General features: G+C 75.6%; 12 protein-coding genes. 11 read left to right on the top strand and 1 reads right to left on the bottom strand.

Annotated elements, in window-relative coordinates; all coding sequences use genetic code 11:
- The first annotated feature begins 1 nt into the window (after position 1).
- The 8 genes from ACFU74_RS01565 to ACFU74_RS01530 all read left to right on the top strand — a co-directional run bounded on the left by ACFU74_RS01565 (position 2) and on the right by ACFU74_RS01530 (position 15,638).
- A complete protein-coding gene (locus tag ACFU74_RS01565; protein WP_380750011.1) occupies positions 2-1,276 on the top strand; it encodes an MFS transporter in 1,275 nt (424 codons plus the stop codon).
- Positions 1,273-4,476 carry an amino acid adenylation domain-containing protein gene (locus ACFU74_RS01560; RefSeq protein ID WP_380750008.1) on the top strand — a complete coding sequence of 1,068 codons (3,204 nt, stop codon included), beginning with the start codon at positions 1,273-1,275 and terminating at the stop codon, positions 4,474-4,476. The genes ACFU74_RS01565 and ACFU74_RS01560 overlap by 4 nt, the downstream gene beginning before the upstream one ends.
- On the top strand, positions 4,469-6,763 hold the full coding sequence (locus ACFU74_RS01555; protein WP_380750005.1) for a beta-ketoacyl synthase N-terminal-like domain-containing protein: 2,295 nt from the start codon (positions 4,469-4,471) through the stop codon (positions 6,761-6,763). Before ACFU74_RS01560 ends, ACFU74_RS01555 begins: the two co-directional genes overlap by 8 nt.
- Positions 6,763-7,032, top strand: a complete 270-nt coding sequence (locus ACFU74_RS01550; protein WP_380750002.1) for a phosphopantetheine-binding protein — start codon at positions 6,763-6,765, stop codon at positions 7,030-7,032. The genes ACFU74_RS01555 and ACFU74_RS01550 overlap by 1 nt, the downstream gene beginning before the upstream one ends.
- On the top strand, positions 7,029-10,475 hold the full coding sequence (locus ACFU74_RS01545) for an amino acid adenylation domain-containing protein (RefSeq protein ID WP_380749999.1): 3,447 nt from the start codon (positions 7,029-7,031) through the stop codon (positions 10,473-10,475). Before ACFU74_RS01550 ends, ACFU74_RS01545 begins: the two co-directional genes overlap by 4 nt.
- Complete coding sequence (locus ACFU74_RS01540; RefSeq protein WP_380749997.1) at positions 10,472-13,354, top strand: type I polyketide synthase; 2,883 nt, start codon at positions 10,472-10,474, stop codon at positions 13,352-13,354. Before ACFU74_RS01545 ends, ACFU74_RS01540 begins: the two co-directional genes overlap by 4 nt.
- Positions 13,351-14,943, top strand: coding sequence for an amino acid adenylation domain-containing protein (locus ACFU74_RS01535; RefSeq protein WP_380749995.1), 1,593 nt, complete (start codon positions 13,351-13,353; stop codon positions 14,941-14,943). The genes ACFU74_RS01540 and ACFU74_RS01535 overlap by 4 nt, the downstream gene beginning before the upstream one ends.
- Positions 14,944-15,143: 200 nt before the next feature.
- Positions 15,144-15,638: a GNAT family N-acetyltransferase gene (locus tag ACFU74_RS01530; protein ID WP_380749992.1), complete on the top strand. Its 495-nt coding sequence runs from the start codon at positions 15,144-15,146 to the stop codon at positions 15,636-15,638.
- 34 nt (positions 15,639-15,672) lie between these two features.
- Here the strand turns inward: ACFU74_RS01530 and ACFU74_RS01525 are convergent, their stop codons facing one another.
- Entirely contained in the window at positions 15,673-16,857 is a 1,185-nt protein-coding gene (locus tag ACFU74_RS01525) for a cytochrome P450 (protein WP_380749989.1), read from the bottom strand.
- A gap of 178 nt (positions 16,858-17,035) precedes the next feature.
- On the opposite strand from ACFU74_RS01525, the gene ACFU74_RS01520 reads away from it, so the two are divergent.
- The 3 genes from ACFU74_RS01520 to ACFU74_RS01510 all read left to right on the top strand — a co-directional run bounded on the left by ACFU74_RS01520 (position 17,036) and on the right by ACFU74_RS01510 (position 20,430).
- The gene (locus ACFU74_RS01520) at positions 17,036-17,983 is read left to right on the top strand and encodes an LLM class flavin-dependent oxidoreductase (RefSeq protein WP_380749986.1); all 948 of its coding nucleotides are present in this window, start codon (positions 17,036-17,038) and stop codon (positions 17,981-17,983) included.
- Between the two features lie 122 nt (positions 17,984-18,105).
- Positions 18,106-19,386, top strand: coding sequence for an esterase/lipase family protein (locus ACFU74_RS01515; protein ID WP_380749983.1), 1,281 nt, complete (start codon positions 18,106-18,108; stop codon positions 19,384-19,386).
- Between the two features lie 12 nt (positions 19,387-19,398).
- Entirely contained in the window at positions 19,399-20,430 is a 1,032-nt protein-coding gene (locus tag ACFU74_RS01510; protein ID WP_380749980.1) for an alpha/beta fold hydrolase, read from the top strand.
- Positions 20,431-20,449 lie beyond the last annotated feature (19 nt).

The raw sequence follows: 20,449 nt of genomic DNA, 5'->3' as shown, positions 1-20,449 counted from the left end.
CGTGAGCGCCCACGACACGGTGCCCGCCGGCCGGCTCGCCCGGCTGGTCCCCGCCGACCCGCTGCGCCGCCGCCTGCTGGCCATCCGCTTCGCCGGGGCCACCGGCAAGGGCGTGTTCCTCAGCGGCAGCGTCGTCTACTTCACCCTGCACGTCGGGCTCTCCGCCGCCCAGGTCGGCATCGGCCTGTCCGCGGCGGGCTTCGCGGGACTGGTCTCCTCCGTCCTGTTCGGCATGATCGCCGACCGGATGCCCAAGCGGACCCTGCTGTGCGCGCTGTTCGCGGCGGTCGCGCTCGGGTTCGGCCTGTACTCGGTGGTCTCCGACGCAACGGGCTTCTACGTCCTGGTGGTGCTGATCGCCTTCCTCGACTACGGCACCGGCCCCACCGAGAGCGCCATGGTCGCCACCCTCGTCCCGGACGGGGAGCGGGTCCGGCTCAACGCCATGATGCGCTCGATGTTCAACATCGGCTTCAGTGTCGGCATCGGGATCGCCGCGCTCGCCGCGCTCAGCCCCCGGCTGCTGGTGGCGATCCCGGTCGGCTCGGCGGTCCTGCTCGGCGCCGCCGCCGTCCTGGCGACCCGGCTGCCGGCCGGCGCGCCCGGCTCCGCCGCCCGCCGCCCCCGGCCGTTCGGCGCGATCCGCGACCTGCGCTACCTGAGCGTCGTCGGAGTGTCCGCGCTGCTGGCCTCGCACATCAGCCTGCTGATGGTGGTGCTGCCACTGTGGACGATCAACCGGACCGAGGTGCGGCCCTTCCTGGTCCCGCTGCTGCTGGTGCTCAACACCGCGTTCGTGATCCTCTTCCAGGTCCGGGCCAGCAAGGGCGCCGAGACGCTGGAGGGCGCCGCCGCCACCGGCCGCCGGGCCGGCCTGTGGATCGCGGCCGGCTGCCTCGCGGTGTCGCTGACCGCCGTCTGGCACCACACCGCGCTGGCGGTGGCCGCGATCGTCGCCACCGTGCTGGCCCTGTCGGTGGCCGAGGTGATGCAGTCCGCCTCCGCCTGGGGCCTGGCCCTCGGCCTCGCCCCCAAGCACGCCGAGGGCGAGTACCTGGGCACCTTCGACCTGCACGTGGCGACCCAGAACGTGGCCGGCCCGGTGCTGTTCTCCGGCCTGGTCATCGCCCAGGGCTTCTGGGGCTGGGCGGCGCTCGCCGCGCTGATGGCCGTCGCCGCGCTGCTCATCGGACCGGCCGCCCGGCGCAGCGCCGAGGCGATGGCGGGCCTGGCCGCCGCGCACGACACCGCCGTGGACACGGAGGAACCGGTATGACCCGCACCGCACGCGCTTCCTTCGCCCAGGAGCGCTTCTACTTCCTCAACGAACTCCAGCCGGGCAACCCCGCCTACGTGGTGGCGTTCGCGCTGCGCATGGAGGGCGTCCTCGACCGCGCCGCCCTGAGCGGCGCGCTGCGCCGGGTGACCGCCAAGCACGAGGTGCTGCGGACCGGGTTCGCCCTGCACGACGGCGAGCTGGTCCAGCGGGTGATCGAGGACGCGGAGCCCGAGATCACCCTGCGGGACGGCGGCCCCGCCGACCGCGCCGGGCAGGACGCCCGGCTGCGCGAGCTGGTGGCCGCCGAGGCCGCCCGCCCGTTCGACCTGGCCGGCGGCCGGGTGCTGCGCGCCCACCTCCTCTCCTGGGACCGGGAGCAGCACGCCCTGGTCGTCCTGGTGCACCACATCGCCTGCGACGGCTGGGCGGTCGGCCTGCTGCTGGACGACCTGGCCGAGGAGTACGGCACCGGGTCGGGCGCACCGGCCGGACCCAGCTACCTGGACTACGCCGAGGCGCAGCGGGCGCTCTGGTCGAAGAACACCCGCCGGCTCGAGAACTGGCGCCGACTGCTGACCGGCACGCCTCAGCTGACCCTGCACACCGATCACCCCCGGCCGAGCGTGCTGAGCTTCGCCGGCGCGGTGCTGCGCCGGCCCCTCGACCCGGAGCTGGTCGGCCGGCTCACCGCCTGGGCCAAGGAGCACGGCACCACCCTGTTCGGGGTGGCGCTCACGGCGTACGCCAGGGTGCTGGCCGGGTACGCCCGCCAGCAGGAGGTGGTGATCGGCGTCCCGGTGGCCAACCGGCTGGACGAGGCCGAGGAGCGGCTGGTCGGCTGCCTGGTCAACACCCTGCCGATCAGGGTCGACCTGTCCGGCGACCCGGACTTCGCCGAGCTGGTCGCCCGCACCTGGCGCACCGCGCTGAGCGCGCTCGGCCACCAGGACGTGCCGTTCGAGCAGATCGTGCGGGCCGTCGGGGAGGAGCGGCAGCTCAGCCACGCCCCGCTGTTCCAGACCATGCTGACGGTGCAGAACTTCACCTTCACCGTGCCGGAGTTCGCGGGGCTGCGGACCACCGAGGTGGACGTGGAGATCGAGGCCGCCAAGTTCGACCTCGCGCTGACCCTGGACGTCTCGACCGGGGCGCCGTTCCTGCGTGCCGAGTACTCCACCGAGCTGTTCGAACGGGCCACCGCCGAGCGGCTGCTGGAGCAGTACCACACCCTGCTGGCCACGGTCGTCGAGGACGGCGAGCCCGGCCCGGTCTCGCCGCAGGAGCACCACCGGCTCACCGTCGGATGGAACCCTCCCGTGCCCGAGCGGCCCGCCGGTCACCCCTCGGTGCTGGGCGCGTTCCGCGGCCATGCCGCCCGCACCCCGGACGCGGTGGCGCTGGTGCACCGGGGTGCCCGGGTGACGTACGGCGAGCTGGAGGGCTGGTCCGACCGGATCGCCGCCGGGCTCGCCGCCGCCGGACTCGCCAGGGGCGGGCACGTGGGCCTGCTGCTGGGCCGCTCGCCGGCCGTGGTCGCCGCGATCCTCGGCGTCTGGAAGGCCGGCGGGGTGTACGTGCCGCTCGATCCCGAGTACCCGAGGCAGCGGCTGGAGCTGGTCCTGGCGGGCGCCGCACCCGCCGTCCTGCTGGTCGAACCGGAGACGCTCGACCTGGCCCGCGAGCTGGCCGGGGAGCGGCCCCTGCTGGACGCCCGGACGCTGGACGGCCCGCGGCCCGCGCCCGAGGCGCTGCCCGGACCGGACGACCTCGCCTACCTCATCTTCACCTCCGGGTCCACCGGCGTCCCCAAGGGCGTGATGGTCCGCCACCGCGGCCTCGACGCGCTCTGCGACCCGACCCCGGCCGGTCTGGAGACCGGTCCCGGCGACCGCTGGCTGGGCGCCCACTCCTTCTCCTTCGACGTCTCGGTCTGGGAGATGTGGGGCGCGCTCTCCTCCGGCGCCCGCCTGGTGATCGCCGACCAGGCCGACCTGGTCGACCCGCCGCGCCTGGCCCGGCTGGTGCACGCCGAGCGGGTGACGGTGCTGAGCCTCACCCCCGGCGCCCTGTACCGGGTGCTGCCGCCGTTCTTCGACACGCTCGGCCCGGAGAAGTCCCCGGTGCGGTACGTGGTGCTGGCGGGCGAGGCGCTCAGCTGGTCGCGGCTGGCCTCACTGGTCGACCCGGAGCGGCTGCCCGCGGTCTTCGTCAACATGTACGGGATCACCGAGGGCACCATCCACGTCACCGTCGCCGAGGTCCCGGCCGACCGGCTCGGCGGGGCGCGGGAGGGCGACATCGGGGTGCCGCTGCCCTCCGCCCGCTGCTACGTGCTGGACGCCCGGAAGCGGCCGACCGGGATCAACGTGCCCGGCGAGCTGTACGTCGGCGGCGAGCTGGTCGCCGCCGGGTACCTCGGCATGCCCGAGCTGACCGCCGAGCGCTTCGCCGCCGACCCGTACGCCCCCGGCACCCTGTACCGGACCGGCGACCTCGCCAAGTGGGCGCCCGACGGCCGGCTGGTGTACCTCGGCCGGGAGGACGGCCAGGTCAAGGTCCGCGGCTTCCGGGTGGAACTGGCCGACGTGGAGGCCGCGTTCCTGCGCCAGGCCGGCGTACGGTCCTGCGTGGCCGCCGCCGACGGGGACGAACTGCTCGCCTTCGTGGTGGCCGACCCCGGCCTCGGCGGCGAGCGCGAGCTGCGCGCCCTGGTCCGCGACGAACTGCCCGGGTACATGGTGCCCTCCCGGATCGTCCCGGTGGAGCGCGTCCCGCTGAACGCCAACGGCAAGGTCGACACCCGCCGGCTGCTCGCCGAGCGCACCGCGCCGGCGGCCGCGCCGCCCGCCGCCCCGGTGCGCTCCGGTGCCGGCTCGCCGGCCGACTCGCTGACCGAGCGGATCCGGGCGCTCTGGGCCGAGGTGCTGCGCCGGCCCGACCTGGAGCCGGGCGACAACTTCTTCGACGTGGGCGGACACAGCTTCGCCCTGATCACGGTGCAGCAGCGGATGGCGGAGATCGGCCTGGAGATCTCGGTGACCGACCTCTTCCGCTTCGGCACGGCGGCGGCCTGCGCCGCCCACTTCCGGCCGGCGCCGACCGCGCCGGCCGCCGACCAACGGCTCGCACAACGCCGGCAGGGCCGCGAACAGCTCGCCCGCCGGCGGCGACTGAGCAGAGGGGACGAGCATGCCTGACGACCTGGGAGAGGACCGGATCGCCATCATCGGGATGGGGATCCGGCTGCCCGGCGCCGGCCGGGACCTGGACCGCTTCTGGCACAACATCGAGCACGGCGTGGAGGCGATGAGCTTCTTCGACCGCGAGCAGCTGAGCAGCTGGGGCTACCCGGACGAGGTGATCGACCACCCCGACTTCGTCCCGGCCCGCTCCGTGCTGGACGACTACGACCGCTTCGACGGCCGACTGTTCGGCTACTCCCCGCAGGACAGCGTCCTGATGGACCCGCAGCAGCGGGTGCTGCTGGAGTGCGCCTGGAGCGCCCTGGAGCACGCCGGCTACCCGCCGATCGCCCCGGACGGCAACCGGATCGCCGTGCACGTCGGCACCGGGCTGAACGTCTACCTGCTGGACGTGCTGTGGCCCAACGCCCGCGCGGTGAAGTCCGCCGGCGGCCTGCAGATCCTGATCTCCAGCGACAAGGACTTCGCCGCCACCCGGATCGCCTACAAGCTCAACCTCCAGGGCACCGCCTTCACCGTGCAGACCGCCTGCTCGACCTCGCTGGTCGCGGTCCACCTGGCGGTGCAGAGCCTCCTCACCCACGAGGCCGACATCGCGCTGGCCGGCGCCGCCTCGGTGGCGCCGCCCACCCGGCGCGGCCACTTCCACGAGCCCGGCGGGATCTTCTCCCCCGACGGCCGCTGCCGGACCTTCGACAGCCAGGCCCAGGGCACGGTGGACGCCGACGGCGGCGCCATCCTGGTGCTCAAGCGGCTGGAGGACGCGATCCGGGACAACGACACCGTGCACGCGGTGATCGCCGGGACCGCGGCCGTCAACGACGGCGCCCGCAAGGCCGGTTTCACCGCCCCCGGACCGGAGGGCCAGGCCACCGCGATCCGCTCCGCGCTGGCCGTCGCCGGACTCGAACCGGACGCCATCGGCCTGGTCGAGGCCCACGGCACCGGCACCGTCCTGGGCGACCCCATCGAGGTCTCCGCGCTGCGTACGGTCTTCGACACCGACCGCCCGGAGCGGCAGCCCGTCGCGCTCGGCGCGCTGAAGTCGATCATGGGCCACCTGGACACCGCGGCCGGCGTGGTCGGCGTGGTCAAGACCGTCCTCGCCCTGAAGAACCGCACCATCCCCCCGGTCGCCCGGTTCACCGAGGCCAACCCCGCGCTGGAGCTCGACAAGTCGGTGCTGTACGTGCCCACCGAGGCGCACGAGTGGCCGGCCATCGACGGCGTGCGCCGGGCCGGCGTCAGCTCCTTCGGCATCGGCGGCACCAACACCCACGTCGTGCTGGAGGAGGCCCCGCCCGTCCCCGGCACCGGGCGCGGCCGCCGGGAGGGCAGCGAACTGCTGCTGGTCTCCGCCAAGACCGAGGAGTCCGCGACACAGAGCCTCGCCCGGATCGACGAGCACCTGGCCGGCCTGCCGGCCGCGGACCTGCCCGACCTCGGCTACACCCTGCGCACCGGCCGGGCCGTGCTGCCCTGGCGCGGCTGCCTGATCCGCACGCCCGACGAGGAGTTCAAGCCGCTGCGCCCGGTCCGCCGGGCCACCGCGCAGCACGCCGAACGCGGCGTCGGCTACTTCCTCACCGGCGGCGGCCGCCTGCCCGGCAGCCCGCACACCTACAACCTGGACCCCCACTTCCGGCAGATCGTCGACCGGGGCTACGCCGCGCTGCGCACCGCGGACGGCGAGCCCGACCTGGAGACCCGGGAGCTGGCCGGCCGCTTCGCGCTCGCCCAGGCCTGGATCGACGCGCTGCGACGGCGCGGCGTCCGCCCCTCCGCCCTGATCGGCCGGGGCGTCGGCGCCCTCGCCGCGGCCTGCGCGGCGGGCGTGCTGGACTTCACCGACGCGATCGGCCTGACCCTCGGCCGGCCCGCCGACGGCCTGCGCTGCGCCGAGCCGGCCGTCCCGCTGTACGCCCCGGACGGCACCCCGGTCACGACCGAGCAGGCCGTGGACCCCGGCTACTGGGCAGTCCGGCTGCACGAGGAGCACGACCGCAGCTTCGCCCCGCCCGCCACCGGACCCGACCCGGCCGCCTGGCTGGAGATCTCCGCCCAGGTGCTGCCGCACGTCGACGTCGAGCCGCCGCCGCTGTCCAACGGCTACGACCGGCTGCTCGCCTCGGTCGGCCTGCTCTGGGAGATGGGCATCGGCGGGCCCTGGGACCCCGCGCTCGACGAGGGGCTGCGCCGGGTCCCCGCCCCCGGCTACCCCTTCGCCCCGACCCGCCACTACCTCGACATTCCCCCCACGGCCAAGGAGAGGCACCTGTGATGAGCGAGCACCTGGACACCGCACGGGCCGCCGAGTTCGAGCAGATCTGGATGGAGGTCCTCGGCGTGGACGCCGTCGACCGGGACGACGACTTCTTCGACCTCGGCGGGCACTCGCTCAGCGCCCTGCGGCTCTCCACCCTGGTCCGCCAGGAACTCGGCCTCGCCGTCGAGCTCAACCACGTCCTGGAGAACCCGCGCTTCGGCGACCTGCTGGCCGTCGCCGCGAAGGCCGGGCCGCAGCGGGTCGCCGAAGGTGGGCGGGCATGACCCTCCCGGCCGGACCGCTCGCCGAGTGGCTCCCGCTGGCCGCCGACCTCCTCGGCCTCCCGGCCGAGGAGGTCGCGGGCCGCGCCCCGCGGGAGTCCTTCACCGCCCTGGGCGGCACCTCGCTGCAGGCGATCGCGCTCAGCGCGGGCGGCCAGCGCGAACTGGCCAGGGACGTCGAGGTCGCCCGGCTGCTCGGCGCGCTCCCGCTGGCCGAGGCTCTGGCCGGGGCGCGCGACTACGTCCGCACCGAACCCGCGCCCCGCGAGGAGGGCGCCGAAGCGCTCGACCGGGAGCTGCTGCCGGGCCAGAAGGCCATGCTGGCCGCGCACCTGGCCGGCCGCGACCGGACGTACCACCTGATGTTCACGCTGGAGCCGCCCGGCGGGCTGGACCCCGCCCGCACCGAGGCCGCCCTGCGCGCGCTCACCGCCCGGCACGAGTCGCTGCGCACCCTGTTCCACGAGCACGGCCGGGGCGCCCGCCGGACCGTGCTGCCGCCCGGGCGCACCCCACGGCTGCTGCACCAGCGCCTGCCCGCCGGCACGGACCCGGTCCGGGCCGTCCACGAGCTGTACGGGCGGCGCGCCGCCGAGCTGCTGCGCCCCTTCGAGGAACCGCCGGTGGTGTTCGTCCGCACCGAGGCGGGAGAACCGACCGAGGAGGGGGAACCGACCGGGGCGGGGGAACGCACCCTGCTCACCGTGCTGGTGCACCACGCGCTGGTCGACGGCTGGAGCATCGGCGTGCTGTGGCGCGAGTTCGCCCGCCTCTACCAGGACGGGCCCGCCGCGCTACCCGCCGCCGCCCCGTCCCCCGAGTGGACGGCCACCCGGCTCGCCGCCAAGGAGGCCGCCGGTGAACTCGCCGCCGCCACCGAGCGGGTGACCGCCCGGCTGGCCGGCGCCCCGCTGGTCGCCACCCTGCCCACCGACCGCCCCCGCGCCGAGGAGGCCGACGGGCACGGCGAACGGCTGGTGTTCGAACTGGAGCCCGCCGTCGCCGAGGGCGTGGAACGGCTCGCCCGGCACGCCCGGACCACCGTCACCTCCGTGCTGCTCGCCGCCTGGGCCCTGGCCGCCGCCCGCCGCGCCGGAACCGCGGACCTGCTGCTCGGCGTGGCCGCCTCCGGCCGGTTCGAGGCCGGCATGGCCGACCTCGTCGGACTGTGCACCCGGATCGTCCCGGTCCGCTGCCGGACCGGGGACCTCCAGACCGGCACCGCCTACGTACGCGCCACCGCGGCCGCGCTCGCCGAAGCCGTCAGCGACGCCGACCTGCCCTTCGCCCGGGTGGTCGGCGCACTCGCCGGCGAGGTCGACGCCGCCCGCAACCCGGTCGCCCAGCTCGGCTTCGCCGCCCACCACGACCTGGTCCCGGACCGGTTCGGCACCGAGGACGGGGAATGGCGGGTGCACGAGGGCCACTGCCACGGCTCCGTCTTCGACGCCGTGCTGTTCGTCCAGGACTGGTCGCGGCGGCCCAGACTGGCCGTGGAGTACGCGACTTCGGCGCAGGACGCATCCGACATCGGCGAGCTCACGGAGTCCTTCCGGAGCGTCCTCGCCGAACTCGCCGCCCGGCCGGACGCCCCGCTCGGCGAGGTCGCCGGGCTCTCCGCCGGACAGCGGCGAAGGCTCCGGCAGCTCGGCCGGAGCGGCGAGTCCACCGGTGGCGACGACGACCTGTGGACCCGGTTCGAGCGGCAGGCCGCGCAGCAGCCCCACGCGGTCGCCGTCGACGACCCGTACAGCGGAACCATTCTGACGTATCGTCAACTCCACTCCCAGGCCCTCACCCAGGCAGACCGGCTGCGCGCCCTCGGTGTCCGACCCGGCGACCGGGTGGTGCTGGAGGTGCCGCGTTCGGCCGCCGAGGCCGTCGCCGTGCTCGGCGTGCTGAGCCTGCCCGCCACCTACGTCGCCGTCGACCCCACCGTCCCCGCCGACCGCCGCAGCCGGATCGCCGAGGCCGTCGCCCCGGCCGCCCGCATCGGGGGCGCCGCGGACGACCCGGCCCTCGCCGCCGTCCCCCGCTGCCCACCCCCTGACCCCGCATCCGACACCGCAGCCGACGCCGCGCCCGCCCCGCTCCGGACCGGGGCGCCGGCCGGACCCGGCGCGGCCGCCTACATCTCCTTCACCTCCGGCACCACCGGTGACCCCAAGGGCATCGTGGTCCCGCACCGGGCGGTGCTGCGGCTGGCCGACGACGGCCGGCTGTTCGCCCACCCGGCCGGGGCGCGGATGCTGCGGCTCTCCCCGCTGGCGTTCGACGCCTCCACCTTGGAGCTGCTGGTGCCGCTCGCCACCGGCGCCACGGTGGTCGTCCACCCGCCCGTGGAGCCCACCCCCGCCGGCCTGGCCGACTTCCTCCCCGCCTCCCGCACCACCCACGCCTGGCTCACCTCCGGCCTGTTCCACCTGGTCGCCGACCACCGGCCGGAGGCGTTCGCCGGCCTGCGCCAGCTGTTCACCGGCGGCGGCGTGGTCTCGCCCGACCACGTCCGCCGGGTCCTGCGGCGGTGCGGCCGACTGCGCGTCACCAACGGCTACGGGCCGACCGAGAACACCACCTTCACCACCGTCTGCCACGCCGACGGCGCCCACGAGGTGCCCGACCCGTTCCCGATCGGCACACCCGTGCACGGCACCGGCGTCCGGATCACGGACGACGCCGGCCGCCCCGTACCGCCCGGCGCCGTCGGCGAACTGCGCACCACCGGCGCCGGCCTCGCCGACGGCTACCTCGGCGACCCGGAGCGCACCGCCGCGGCGTTCACCGGGCACTCCGGCGAACGCGAGTACCGCACCGGCGACCTGGTCCGCTGGGGCGCCGACGGACGGCTGCGCTTCCTCGGCCGCGCCGACCGCCAGCTGAAGATCGCCGGCCACCGGGTCGAACCGGTCGACGTGGAACGCCGCATCCGCGAGCGGCCCGGCGTCCTGGACGCCGTGGTGTTCGCCGCCGACGGACGGCTGTGCGCGGCCGTCAAGGCGCCCGCCGACCTGCTCGACGCGGTCCGCGCCGCCGTCGAACCCGGGCTCGCCCCCTACGAGCGCCCTCAGCGCTGGCTCGCCGTGGACGCCTTCCCGCTGGACCGCAACGGCAAGGTCGACCTGCGCGCCCTCGCCGCGATGTACGCCCCTGCTCCCGCCGCCGCCCCCTCCCCGGTCCCCGCCCTCGCCGCCGATCTGGAGGAGCTGATCTCGGGGATCTGGGCCGGAGTGCTCGGCACCGACGACTTCGACACCGACGAGGGCTTCTTCGACGTCGGCGGCGACTCGCTGGGCGTCGCCCTGGTCCGCCGCCGGCTCCAGGAGCAGCTGGGCGGCCGGCCGATCCCGCTGACCGACCTCTACCGCTTCCCCACCGTGCGGACCATGGCCGCACACCTGCGCACGACGACCACGGCTGTACCGACGACCACGGGAGCACCCAGATGAGCCAGGAGATCGCCGTCGTCGGCATGGCCGGCCGGTTCCCCGGCGCCGCCGATCTGGACGCCTACTGGTCGAACCTGCTGGCCGGCCGGATCACCGTCAGCCGCCTCGACCGCGAGGAACTGCTCGCGGCCGGCGTCCCCGCCGCGCGGCTCGACGACCCCGGCTACGTCCCGGTGCGCGGCACCGTGGCCGACCCGGAGCTGTTCGACTCCGCCTTCTTCGGCATCCCTCCCCGCGAGGCCGACCTGATGGACCCGCAGCACCGGCTGCTGCTGCAGACCGCCTGGGAGGCCCTGGAGTCGGGCGGCCTGATCACCGACGCCCCGCCGGGCCGGGTCGGCGTGTTCGCCGGCGCGGGCTACAACTACTACCTCCAGCAGCACGTCCTGGCCGACCCGGCCGTCCTGGAGACGGACGGGCTGCTCTCCGTGGTGCTCGCCAACGAGAAGGACCACCTGGCGACCAGGATCGCCTACCGGCTGGGCCTCGGCGGTCCGGCGATCACCGTGCAGAGCGCCTGCTCCACCTCGCTGGCCGCCGTCCACCTGGCCTGCCAGAGCCTGCGCACCGGCGACTGCGACACCGCCCTGGCCGGCGGCGCCTACCTCGCGCTGCCGCAGCAGTCCGGCTACCAGTACGAGCCCAAGGGCATCATGTCCCCGGACGGAAGCTGCCGGCCGTTCGACGCCACCGCCAACGGGACCGTGCCCGGCAGCGGCGTCGGCGTGGTCGCGCTCAAACGCGCCGAGGACGCCCGCCGGGACGGCGACCTGGTGCACGCCCTGATCTCCGGCTCCGCGATCAACAACGACGGCGCCGCCAAGGTCGGCTACACCGCGCCCGGCGTGGCCGGCCAGGTCGACGTGCTGACCCGCGCCTACGCCGCGGCGGGCGTCGACCCGGCGACCGTCGGCTACCTGGAGGCCCACGGCACCGCCACCGAGGTCGGCGACGCGATCGAACTCGTGGCTCTGCACGAGGTGTTCAAGCCCGGCGCGGCCCGCTGCTCGCTCGGCTCGGTCAAGGCGAACATCGGCCACCTGTCCGCCGCCGCCGGTGTGGCCGGGCTGATCAAGGCCGTCCTCGCGCTCCGCACCCGGCGGCTCCCACCGCTCGCCGGAGTCGGCCGGCCGCGCGCCGAACTGCTGGACCCGGCAAGCCCGTTCACCGTGGACACGGCCGCCCGCGACTGGCCCGGCACACCAGGGACGCCCCGGCGCGCCGCCGTCAGCTCCTTCGGCCTCGGCGGCACCAACGTCCACGTCGTCCTCACCGAGGCCCCGCCCGCCGAGCCGGCGCCGCCCCCGGCCGAGGGCCCCGAACTGCTGGTGCTCTCCGCCCGCAGCGACGACGCCCTGCGGACCGCCGCCCGGCGACTCGCCGACCACCTGGCCGAGCGGCCCGGCCTGCCGCTGCGGGACGCCGCCGTCACCGGCCGCGAACACCGCCGGCACTTCCCGCACCGCCTCGCCGTGGTCGCCGGCGAACCTGCCGCCGCCGCCCGGGCGCTGACCCGCGCTCCCCGCCGCACCGCGCTGCGCCGGCCCGAGGTGGTGCTGCTCTTCCCCGGCCAGGGCGCCGAGGCCCCCGGGATGGCCGCCTGGGCGTACCACCGGTTCCCGGGATACGCCGCCGACCTCGACCGGGGCGCCGACCACGTCCACGGCCTGCTCGGCGTCGACCTGCGCGAACTGCTGCTCGGCGACGACCCGCACGGGCTGGTCCACCGCACCGACCTCACCCAGCCCGCCCTGGCCCTGCACGAGTACGCGCTCGGCCGGCTGCTGCTGTCCCTCGGGGTGAAGCCGGCGGCGCTGATCGGCCACTCGGTCGGCGAGTTCGCCGCCGCCGCGCTCGCGGGGGAACTCACCCCCGACGAGATGGTGCGGCTGGTGGCCGAACGCGGGGCACTGATGCAGCGGGCCCCCGAGGGCCGGATGGTCGCCGTCCTCGCCTCCGAGCCGGAGGTCCGCCGCCTGCTCGCGGACTTCGACGCCCTGGACCTCGCCTCGTTCAACGCCCCCGAGGTCGTCGTGGTCTCCGGCCCGGTCGCCGAGATCGGCCGGCTGCGTGAACGGCTGGCGGCCGAGGGCGTCCAGCACCGGCCGCTGCCCGCCCAACGCGCCTTCCACTCCCGGATGATGGCCGACGCCGCCACCGCCCTCGGTGCCACGGCGGCGGGGGTCCCGGCCCGCCCGGCCACCGTCCCGGTGGTCAGCAGCGTCGACGGCAGCCTGTTGCCCGTGGGCGGCGTCCGCCCGGCCGGCTACTGGGCCGGGCAGCTGCGCAGTCCCGTCCGCTACCAGGCCGCGGTGGAGGCCGTCGCGGACCGCGCCCGGCTGGTCCTGGTCGAGGTCGGTCCCGGCACCGGACTGATCGGCAGCGCCCGCCAGATCCCCGCGGTCCGGCACGCCGCCATGGTCGCCCTGCAACGCCGGCGCGCCGACCTGCTCGACGGCCTCGGACAGCTCTGGGCGCACGGCGTCGACCTGGACTGGCCCGCCGTCCGCGCCGGCGCCCCCGCCGCCCGGACCGCGCTGCCCACCCACCCCTTCGCCGCCACCCGGCACTGGCTCGACGGCTCCGCGCCCTCCGGTCCTGCCACCGCCCCCTCCCCCACCGCCCCTTCCGCCGACGCCGACGGCGCCGTGGACACGCCGCTCGGACAGGTCCTCGCCATCTGGCGGACCCTGCTGGGCGTCCCCGACATCGGTGCCGACTCCGACTTCTTCGCCCTCGGCGGGGAGTCCCTGCTCTTCATCCGGATGATCTCCCAGGTCCAGCGCGCACTCGACGCCCCGATCGACATCGCCGCCCTCGCCGGCTCCCCGACCCCGCGCGCGATCGCCGCCCAGGCGCTGGAGGTGGTGGCCGGATGAGCGCCCGCACCGACCTGCCGACCCTGCTCGGCTTCAACCCCGACCCGACACCCGCCCCGCGCACCCCCGTCCACGAGGCGATCTGCCGCCAGGCCGCCCGCACGCCCGACGCGACCGCCCTGCGGTACGGGGACGACGTCCTCACCTACCGCCGGCTCCTCGACGACGCCGCCGCCCTGGCCGGCCGGCTCACCGCCCGGGGCATCGGCCCCGGCGCGGTGGTCGGCCTGTCCGCCCGCCGCGGCCCCGCGATGGTCACCGCCGTCCTCGGGATCCTGCTCTCCGGCGCCGCGTACGTCCCGCTGGACCCGCAGCACCCGCCGGTCCGGCTGCGCGCCATGCTGGAATCCACCCGGGCGGCCCTGCTGCTCACCGACGGCACCGCGCCGCCCCTGCCGGACGGGCGCCCGGTCCCGGTCCTCCCGCTGACCGGCCCCCCTGATGACGCCCGGGCCCCGCTCGACTGGCGCCACCACCGTGCGGAGCCCGCCGTCGTCGACGGCCTCTGCTGCGTCATCTTCACCTCCGGCTCCACCGGCGAGCCCAAGGGCGTCGAACTGACCCACGCCGCCCTCGCGAACCGGCTCGCCGGGATGCTGGAGCGGCACCGGCTCGGCCCCTCCGACGTCCTGCTGCAGAAGACCCCGTACACCTTCGACGTCTCCATCTGGGAACTCCTGCTCGCCTTCCTGGCGGGCGCCACCCTGGCCGTCGCACCGCCGGACGCCCACCGCGACCCGCAGGCCCTGGTCGAGCTGATCCGGCGGCACGAGGTCACCATGGTCCACTTCGTGCCGTCGATGCTCGCCCTGTTCGCCACCGAGCCCGGAGCCGGCCTCTGCACCACCCTCCGCACGGTGCTGTGCGGCGGCGAGGCCCTGCCGCCCGCACTCGCCAACACCCTGACCACCGCCCTGCCGCAGGCCGCGGTGCACAACATGTACGGACCGGCCGAGGCCACCATCGACGTCACCGGCTGGCACTGCCGGCCCCACGAGGACGGGGACCTGGTGCCGATCGGCCGCCCGCTCTCCAACGTCCGCGCCTACGTCGTCGACGAGTCCGGCGGCCTCGCCCCCGTCGGCGTCCCCGGTGAACTCCTGCTCGCCGGCCCATCCCTGGCCCGCGGCTACGCGGGCCGCCCGGACCTCACCGCCGAACGCTTCGTCGAACTGCCGATCGCCGGCCGCACCGAACGGGTCTACCGCACCGGGGACCTGGCCCGCTGGTCGCCGACCGGCCACCTCGACTACCTCGGCCGGATCGACACCCAGGTGAAGATCCGCGGCCAGCGCGTCGAACTCGGCGAGATCGAGGCCACCCTGCGCCGCCACCCCCGGGTCCGCGACGCCATCGCGGCCCTCCGCGACGGCCGCACCCTGGTCGCCTACGCCGTCCCGGCCGCCGGCGCCCCGGACGAGCTCGACGAGGCCGTCCTGCGCGGCCACCTCGCCGAGCACCTGCCCGAGCACATGGTCCCCGCCCGCGTCGTCCCGCTCACCGCGATCCCCACCACCGCCCACGGCAAGGCCGACCGCACCGCCCTGCCACCCCCACCCCGCCGCCGCCCACCCCGCCCCGGCCACTGAACCCGGGGACCTCGGCCACACCCGTGCCGAGGTCCCGCCGGACGTGTGATCACCTGTCGGCATGCCGTGGCACTGTCGGTGCGGAGGGCCTGGCGCAGCGGAGGGGTCGGGCCCGCTGCGGACGGCGCACCGGACGGACTCCCCGGAGAACGGGGACGGAGCTACGGTGTGGGCGGGTGGACACGGACGAGGGGGACCGCATGCTGCTTCGCGATGTCGGGTACGGCGACGTCGACGCCTACGTCCGGATGCGCTGCGACCCGGTCATGATGGCCGGGTTGGGCGGGCCGCTGCCCCGGGAGGGGATGGCGGCGAAGGTGGGTCGTGACGTCCGGCGGGCGGCGGCGGACGCGGACTGGATCAAGATGATCGTGCCCGACGCGGCGGCGCCCGGGGTGGTCGCGGGGAGCGTGACCCTGTGGGCGCACGGGGAGGACGGCGCGCGGGTCTCCGAGATCGGGTGGATGGTGCTGCCGGAGTTCCAGGGGCGGGGGCTCGGCAAGCGGGCCGTCGGCGCGTTGCTGGGGCTGGCCCGGGAGGACGGCCGCTGGGGGCCGGTGCACGCGTACCCGGCGACCGGGAACGCCCCGTCCAACGGCATCTGCCGCGCCCTCGGCTTCCGGTTCCTGGGCGAGCGGGACGTGGTGTTCGCCGACCGGGCCATCCGCAGCAACCACTGGGTGGTGGAGACCTGACGGCGACGGCCGCGCCGCCGGGCGGGCCGGGTGGTCACCAGGTGACGGGCAGCGCGTGCAGGCCGTAGACCTCGTTGTTGACGCGGTAGGGCACCTCCCCGGCCGGGCACGCGAGTGCGAGGCCGGGCAGCCGCCGCAGCAGCGCGGGCAGCGCGATGCGCAGTTCGGCGCGGGCCAGCGGTGCGCCGAGGCAGTGGTGCGGGCCGTGCCCGAAGGTCACGTGCGACACGGGTTTGCGCTCGATGTCGAGGCGCTCCATCCCGGTGCCGAGCGCCGGGTCGCGGTTGGCCACCGGCAGTTGGCAGACGACCTGGTCCCCGGCCTTGACCGGCACACCGCCGATCTCGGTGTCGCACCGGGCGGTCCGGGCCAGCGCGGTGCTGGACACGGACAGGTAGCGCAGCAGTTCCTCGACGGCGGTGTCGACCACCGGATCGCCCTCGCCGGCCTCGCGCAGCCGGTCGGCCTGCTCCGGGTGCGACAGCAGGGCGAGCACGCCCAGCCCGATCGTATTGGACACCGTGACGTGGCCGGCCAGCAGCAACAGCTCGCAGACGCCGACCAGTTCGGCGTCCGACACCGCGCCGCCGTGCTCCCGCACCAGCATGCCGATCATCCCCTCGTCCGGGCTGCGCCGCTTCTCCGCCACCAGCGAGGCCATGTACGCGTGCGACTCCCGGCCGGCCGCGAGCCGCTCCTCCATGGGGAGCCCGAGGTCCAGCGTGACCCGGGACCAGCGGTGGAACTCCGCCTGGTCGAGGCCGGGCACGCCGAGCATCGCGCAGATCACCCCGAGCGGCAGCGGCAGGGCGAAGTCGGCCATCAGGTCCGCCTCCGGCCCGCGTGCCTCCATGGCGTCGACCAGCTCGCCGACCAGGGTGCGGATCATCGGCTCCAGCGCGCGGATCCGCCTCCCGGTGAACTCCGGCGTCAGGACGTGGCGCAGCCGCGTGTGCTCCGGCGGGTCCATGTTGAGGAGTTCGTTCGGCAGCACCGGGGCACGGTCCGGGTCGTACATCGCGAAGGTCTCCTGGTCGGCCAGCACGCGCCGCACGTCCGCGTGCCGGGTGACCAGCCAGAACTCGCCGACCCGGTGCAGCCAGAAGTCCCGGACCCGCTGCACCGGCTCCCCTCGCTGGGCCTCCCCCAGCGCCGCGCCGGGCCCGAGGCCGTCACGGCGGTAGAAGATCGAGACCGGTGACGCTTCCTGCTCGCTCACAGAACCTCCCGAGACCGTCCGCTTCCCACTTCCCGATACCCGGGCGCTCGTGCCGCTGCGCGCCTCACCCGCGACCCCGTGCAGCGCGCGGGAGCGCGGAGCTCCCACCCGCACGCCCTCCCCCGAGCCGGAGCCGCCCCCTGCGCCCGGGCGGTGCGGGGAGGTAGGTTGACCGGTCATGACGGCCTTTCGTATCGGTGTGATGTTCGACCGCTCCTGGGACCCCGCCGGGCTGCCCGCCTTCGCGCGGGAGGCCGAGGCGCTGGGGGCGGACGACCTGTGGGTCGTCGAGGACCTGGGGTGGAACGGCGGGGTCTCGGCGGCGGCGGTCGCGCTCGGGGCGACCGAACGGCTGCGGGTCGGCATCGGGATCGCGCCCGCGCCGCTGCGCAGTCCCGCGCTGCTGGCGATGGAGGTGGCCACCCTGGCCCGGGTCTTCCCCGGTCGGCTGGTGGCCGGGATCGGCCACGGGGTGCGGGAGTGGATGCGTCAGGCCGGCGTGGCCCCGCGGTCGCCGTTGGCGTTGCTGGAGGAGGCCCTCACCGCGGTGCGCGGTCTGCTGCGCGGCGAGCGCGTCACCGTGGACGGGCGTGAACTGCGGCTCGACGGCGTGCAGTTGGTCCACCCGCCGGCGAAGGACGCGGTTCCCCCGGTGATCGCGGGCGTCGTCTCGCCCAAGTCCCTGGAGCTGGCCGGCCGTGCCGCGCAGGGCACGCTGGTGGCCGAGGGCCACGGTCCGCGGGACCTGCTCGCGGTCCGCGCGGCCGCGGAGCGCGGCGGCGCCGGCGCGGACCACACGGTCACCGTCTTCACCTTCCTCGGCGTGGGAGCGGCTGCGGCCCCCGCGCTGCGGGAGGCCGTCGCCGGACACGCGCAGTGGCTGGGGCGCGACGAGGCCGCGACGTTCGCGGCGGGCGGTACGGCGGCCGAGGCGGCGGCGGCGCTGCACGCGCTCGGGGAGGCGGGCGCGCAGACGGTGGTGCTCCGGGTCTGCGGCCCGGAGCCCCTCGCCCAGCTTCGCGAGGTGATGGCGGCACTCGGCAGGGGCGCGGCAGCGCCGCACGTCCCGCCACTCGCCCGGCAGAGCTCCGCCGGACGGTCCACCGCCCCGGCCGGCCGCTCCTGACCATGTGGCCGACCCCCACACCGTGACGCCCGAGGTGGGTGCCGCCGCCATAGGGGGACGGCCGCGCCGTTCCTAGGGTGTCACGCACGCACTGGACCTCGGCGTGGAGGAGTGAACGCGGCATGTGGGGAAGCGGACGTGGTAGGCGCAGGGGCTTCGGCTGGCTGCTCGCGAGCGTGCTCGCGCTGATCGGCGCGGTCGTCCCGTCGGGGTCCGCTTCGGCGGCGGTGCCGTCCTACCTGACGCTGGAGGCGACCTACGGCAGTGTCGCCAACGGCTGGGACCGCGTCGAGCGCTACCTCGACACCACGACCGGCTTCAAGCAGGAGCAGTACCCGCCGGACGGCCGCGGCAACCAGGACGGCCAGCGGCTCACCTTCTTCGGCGGCGTCAAGCAGCCCTACTCCGGCCGCTTCCTGCTCTACTCCGCCCCGGGCTGGAACACCGGCGCGCACCAGGTCCCGGTGCTGCTGGTGCACGGCGCCAACGACAACCCCGACCGGGCCTGGGCCAACCCCGGCGAGAGCGGCGGCTACGGCTGCGGCTCCCTCTCCTGTCCGAACACCGGCCTGATGCAGTACCTGTCCGGGCGCGGCTACCGGGTCTTCGCGGTCGGCTTCGCGCACAAGCAGGGCGACAACCTGATGCAGGCCCAGGCGGTCGGCGACGCCGTCGCGCTGATCCGCGCCAAGCTCGGCGTCCCCCAGGTGGACGTGGTGGGCTGGAGCAAGGGCGAGATGTCCGCCCGCTCCTACGTCTCCTCGGTCAAGCCCTCCTGGGGCCGCCCGTTCGCGGGCGACGTGCGCAAGCTGGTCACCGTCGGCGGCCCGAACGGCGGCTACGACTACCCCTTCGCCCACGGCTGGGCCCACGACTTCTCCATCTGGCCGCAGTGCGGCGGCCAGGTCAACGCCCCCGCGCCGCACCTGCGGATGACCTGCTACGGCACCTACACCGCGCACCCGGAGTTCTCCTTCGCCCCCTCGGGCGGCTACGACGTCTACCCCGGGCAGCGGCAGATGCTGGCCCGCTGGGACTCGGTCTTCGGCATCGACCAGACCCAGCAGGACTGGTACACCACCTACCACGGCGGTCAGGGCTTCTACACCGAGGGCGGCGGCATCCAGGCCGCGATCAACGCCGGTTCGCTGATCGCCCCGCTGCACCAGGCCGGGGTGCCCGCCTCGGTGACGACCTACCTGATGGCGGGCGGCGCGCCCAGCGTCGTCGGCATCTTCAACGAGAACCGCGGCCCCAGCGACGGCGTGGTCTTCGTGGCCAGCGCGCTGGACACCACCGGCATCGCCACCGTCGGCGGCACCGCGCTGATCACCCTCGCCAACCACCTGCAACTCGGCTGGGACGGCGCGGCGAACGCGCAGGTCGCCGGCTGGCTGAACTGAGGAACACGCCCGATGATCACCGATCGACCGACGGCCACCGGCCGGCTGACCGTGAACCACGCCGAGATCGAGGGCCGCACGACGGGCGAGCCCGTCGTCCTGGTGCACGGCAACGTCTCCTCCGGTGTCTTCTGGCACCCGACCATGGCCGCCCTGCCCGACCGCTTCCGTCCGCTGGCCCCCGACCTGCGCGGCTTCGGCGGCACCGAGCCGCTGCCGGTGGACGCCACCCGCGGCCTGCGCGACCACAGCGAGGACCTGCTCTCCTTCCTCCGGACGCTGGCCCTCGGCCCGGTGCACCTGGTCGGCTGGAGCATGGGCGGCGGGGTGGCGCTGCAACTGCTGCGCGACCACCCGGAACTGGTCCGCTCGCTCACCCTGGTCAACCCGGTCTCCCCGTACGGCTTCGGCGGCACCCACGGGGTGGACGGCAGGCTCAACTCGCCCGACGGCGCGGGCTCCGGCGCCGGCGGCGCGGCTCCCGAGTTCGTCCGGCTGCTGGGCGAGGGCGAACCGGGCGCCGGGTCGCCGTTCGCGCCGCGCTCGGTGCTGGACACCGCCTACGTCAGCGAGCCGCTCGCCGATCCGGACCGCTACGTGGCCGCCATGCTGACCACCCGGACCGGGGAGGACCACTACCCCGGCGACGTCCGGCCGAGCGACACCTGGCCGGGCTCCGCGCCCGGCGGGCGGGGAGTGCTCAACTCCATGGCGCCGACCCACTTCCGGATCGACGACCTGGAGCTGGTCGAACCGAAGCCGCCGATCCTGTGGATCCGCGGCTCGGCCGACGTGATCGTCTCCGACACCTCGCTCTTCGACCTCGCCCACCTGGGGTCGCTCGGCGCCGTCCCGGGCTGGCCCGGCGCCGAGGCCTGCCCGGCGCAGCCGATGGTCGCGCAGACCCGCGCCGTCCTCGACCGCTACGCCGCCGCCGGCGGACGGGTGCGCGAGGTGGTCGTCGAGGGCGCCGGGCACACCGTGCACCTGGAGCGGCCGAAGGAGTTCCTGGCGGCGCTGCTGGAGACCCTGGACGGGGCCTGACGGGACGACGACCCGGCGC

Origin of the sequence: Kitasatospora sp. NPDC057500, assembly GCF_042802195.1 — a bacterium.
GTDB lineage: Bacteria > Actinomycetota > Actinomycetes > Streptomycetales > Streptomycetaceae > Kitasatospora.
Note: the sequence above shows the minus strand (reverse complement) of the source record. Positions and strands in the feature narration are given on the sequence as shown.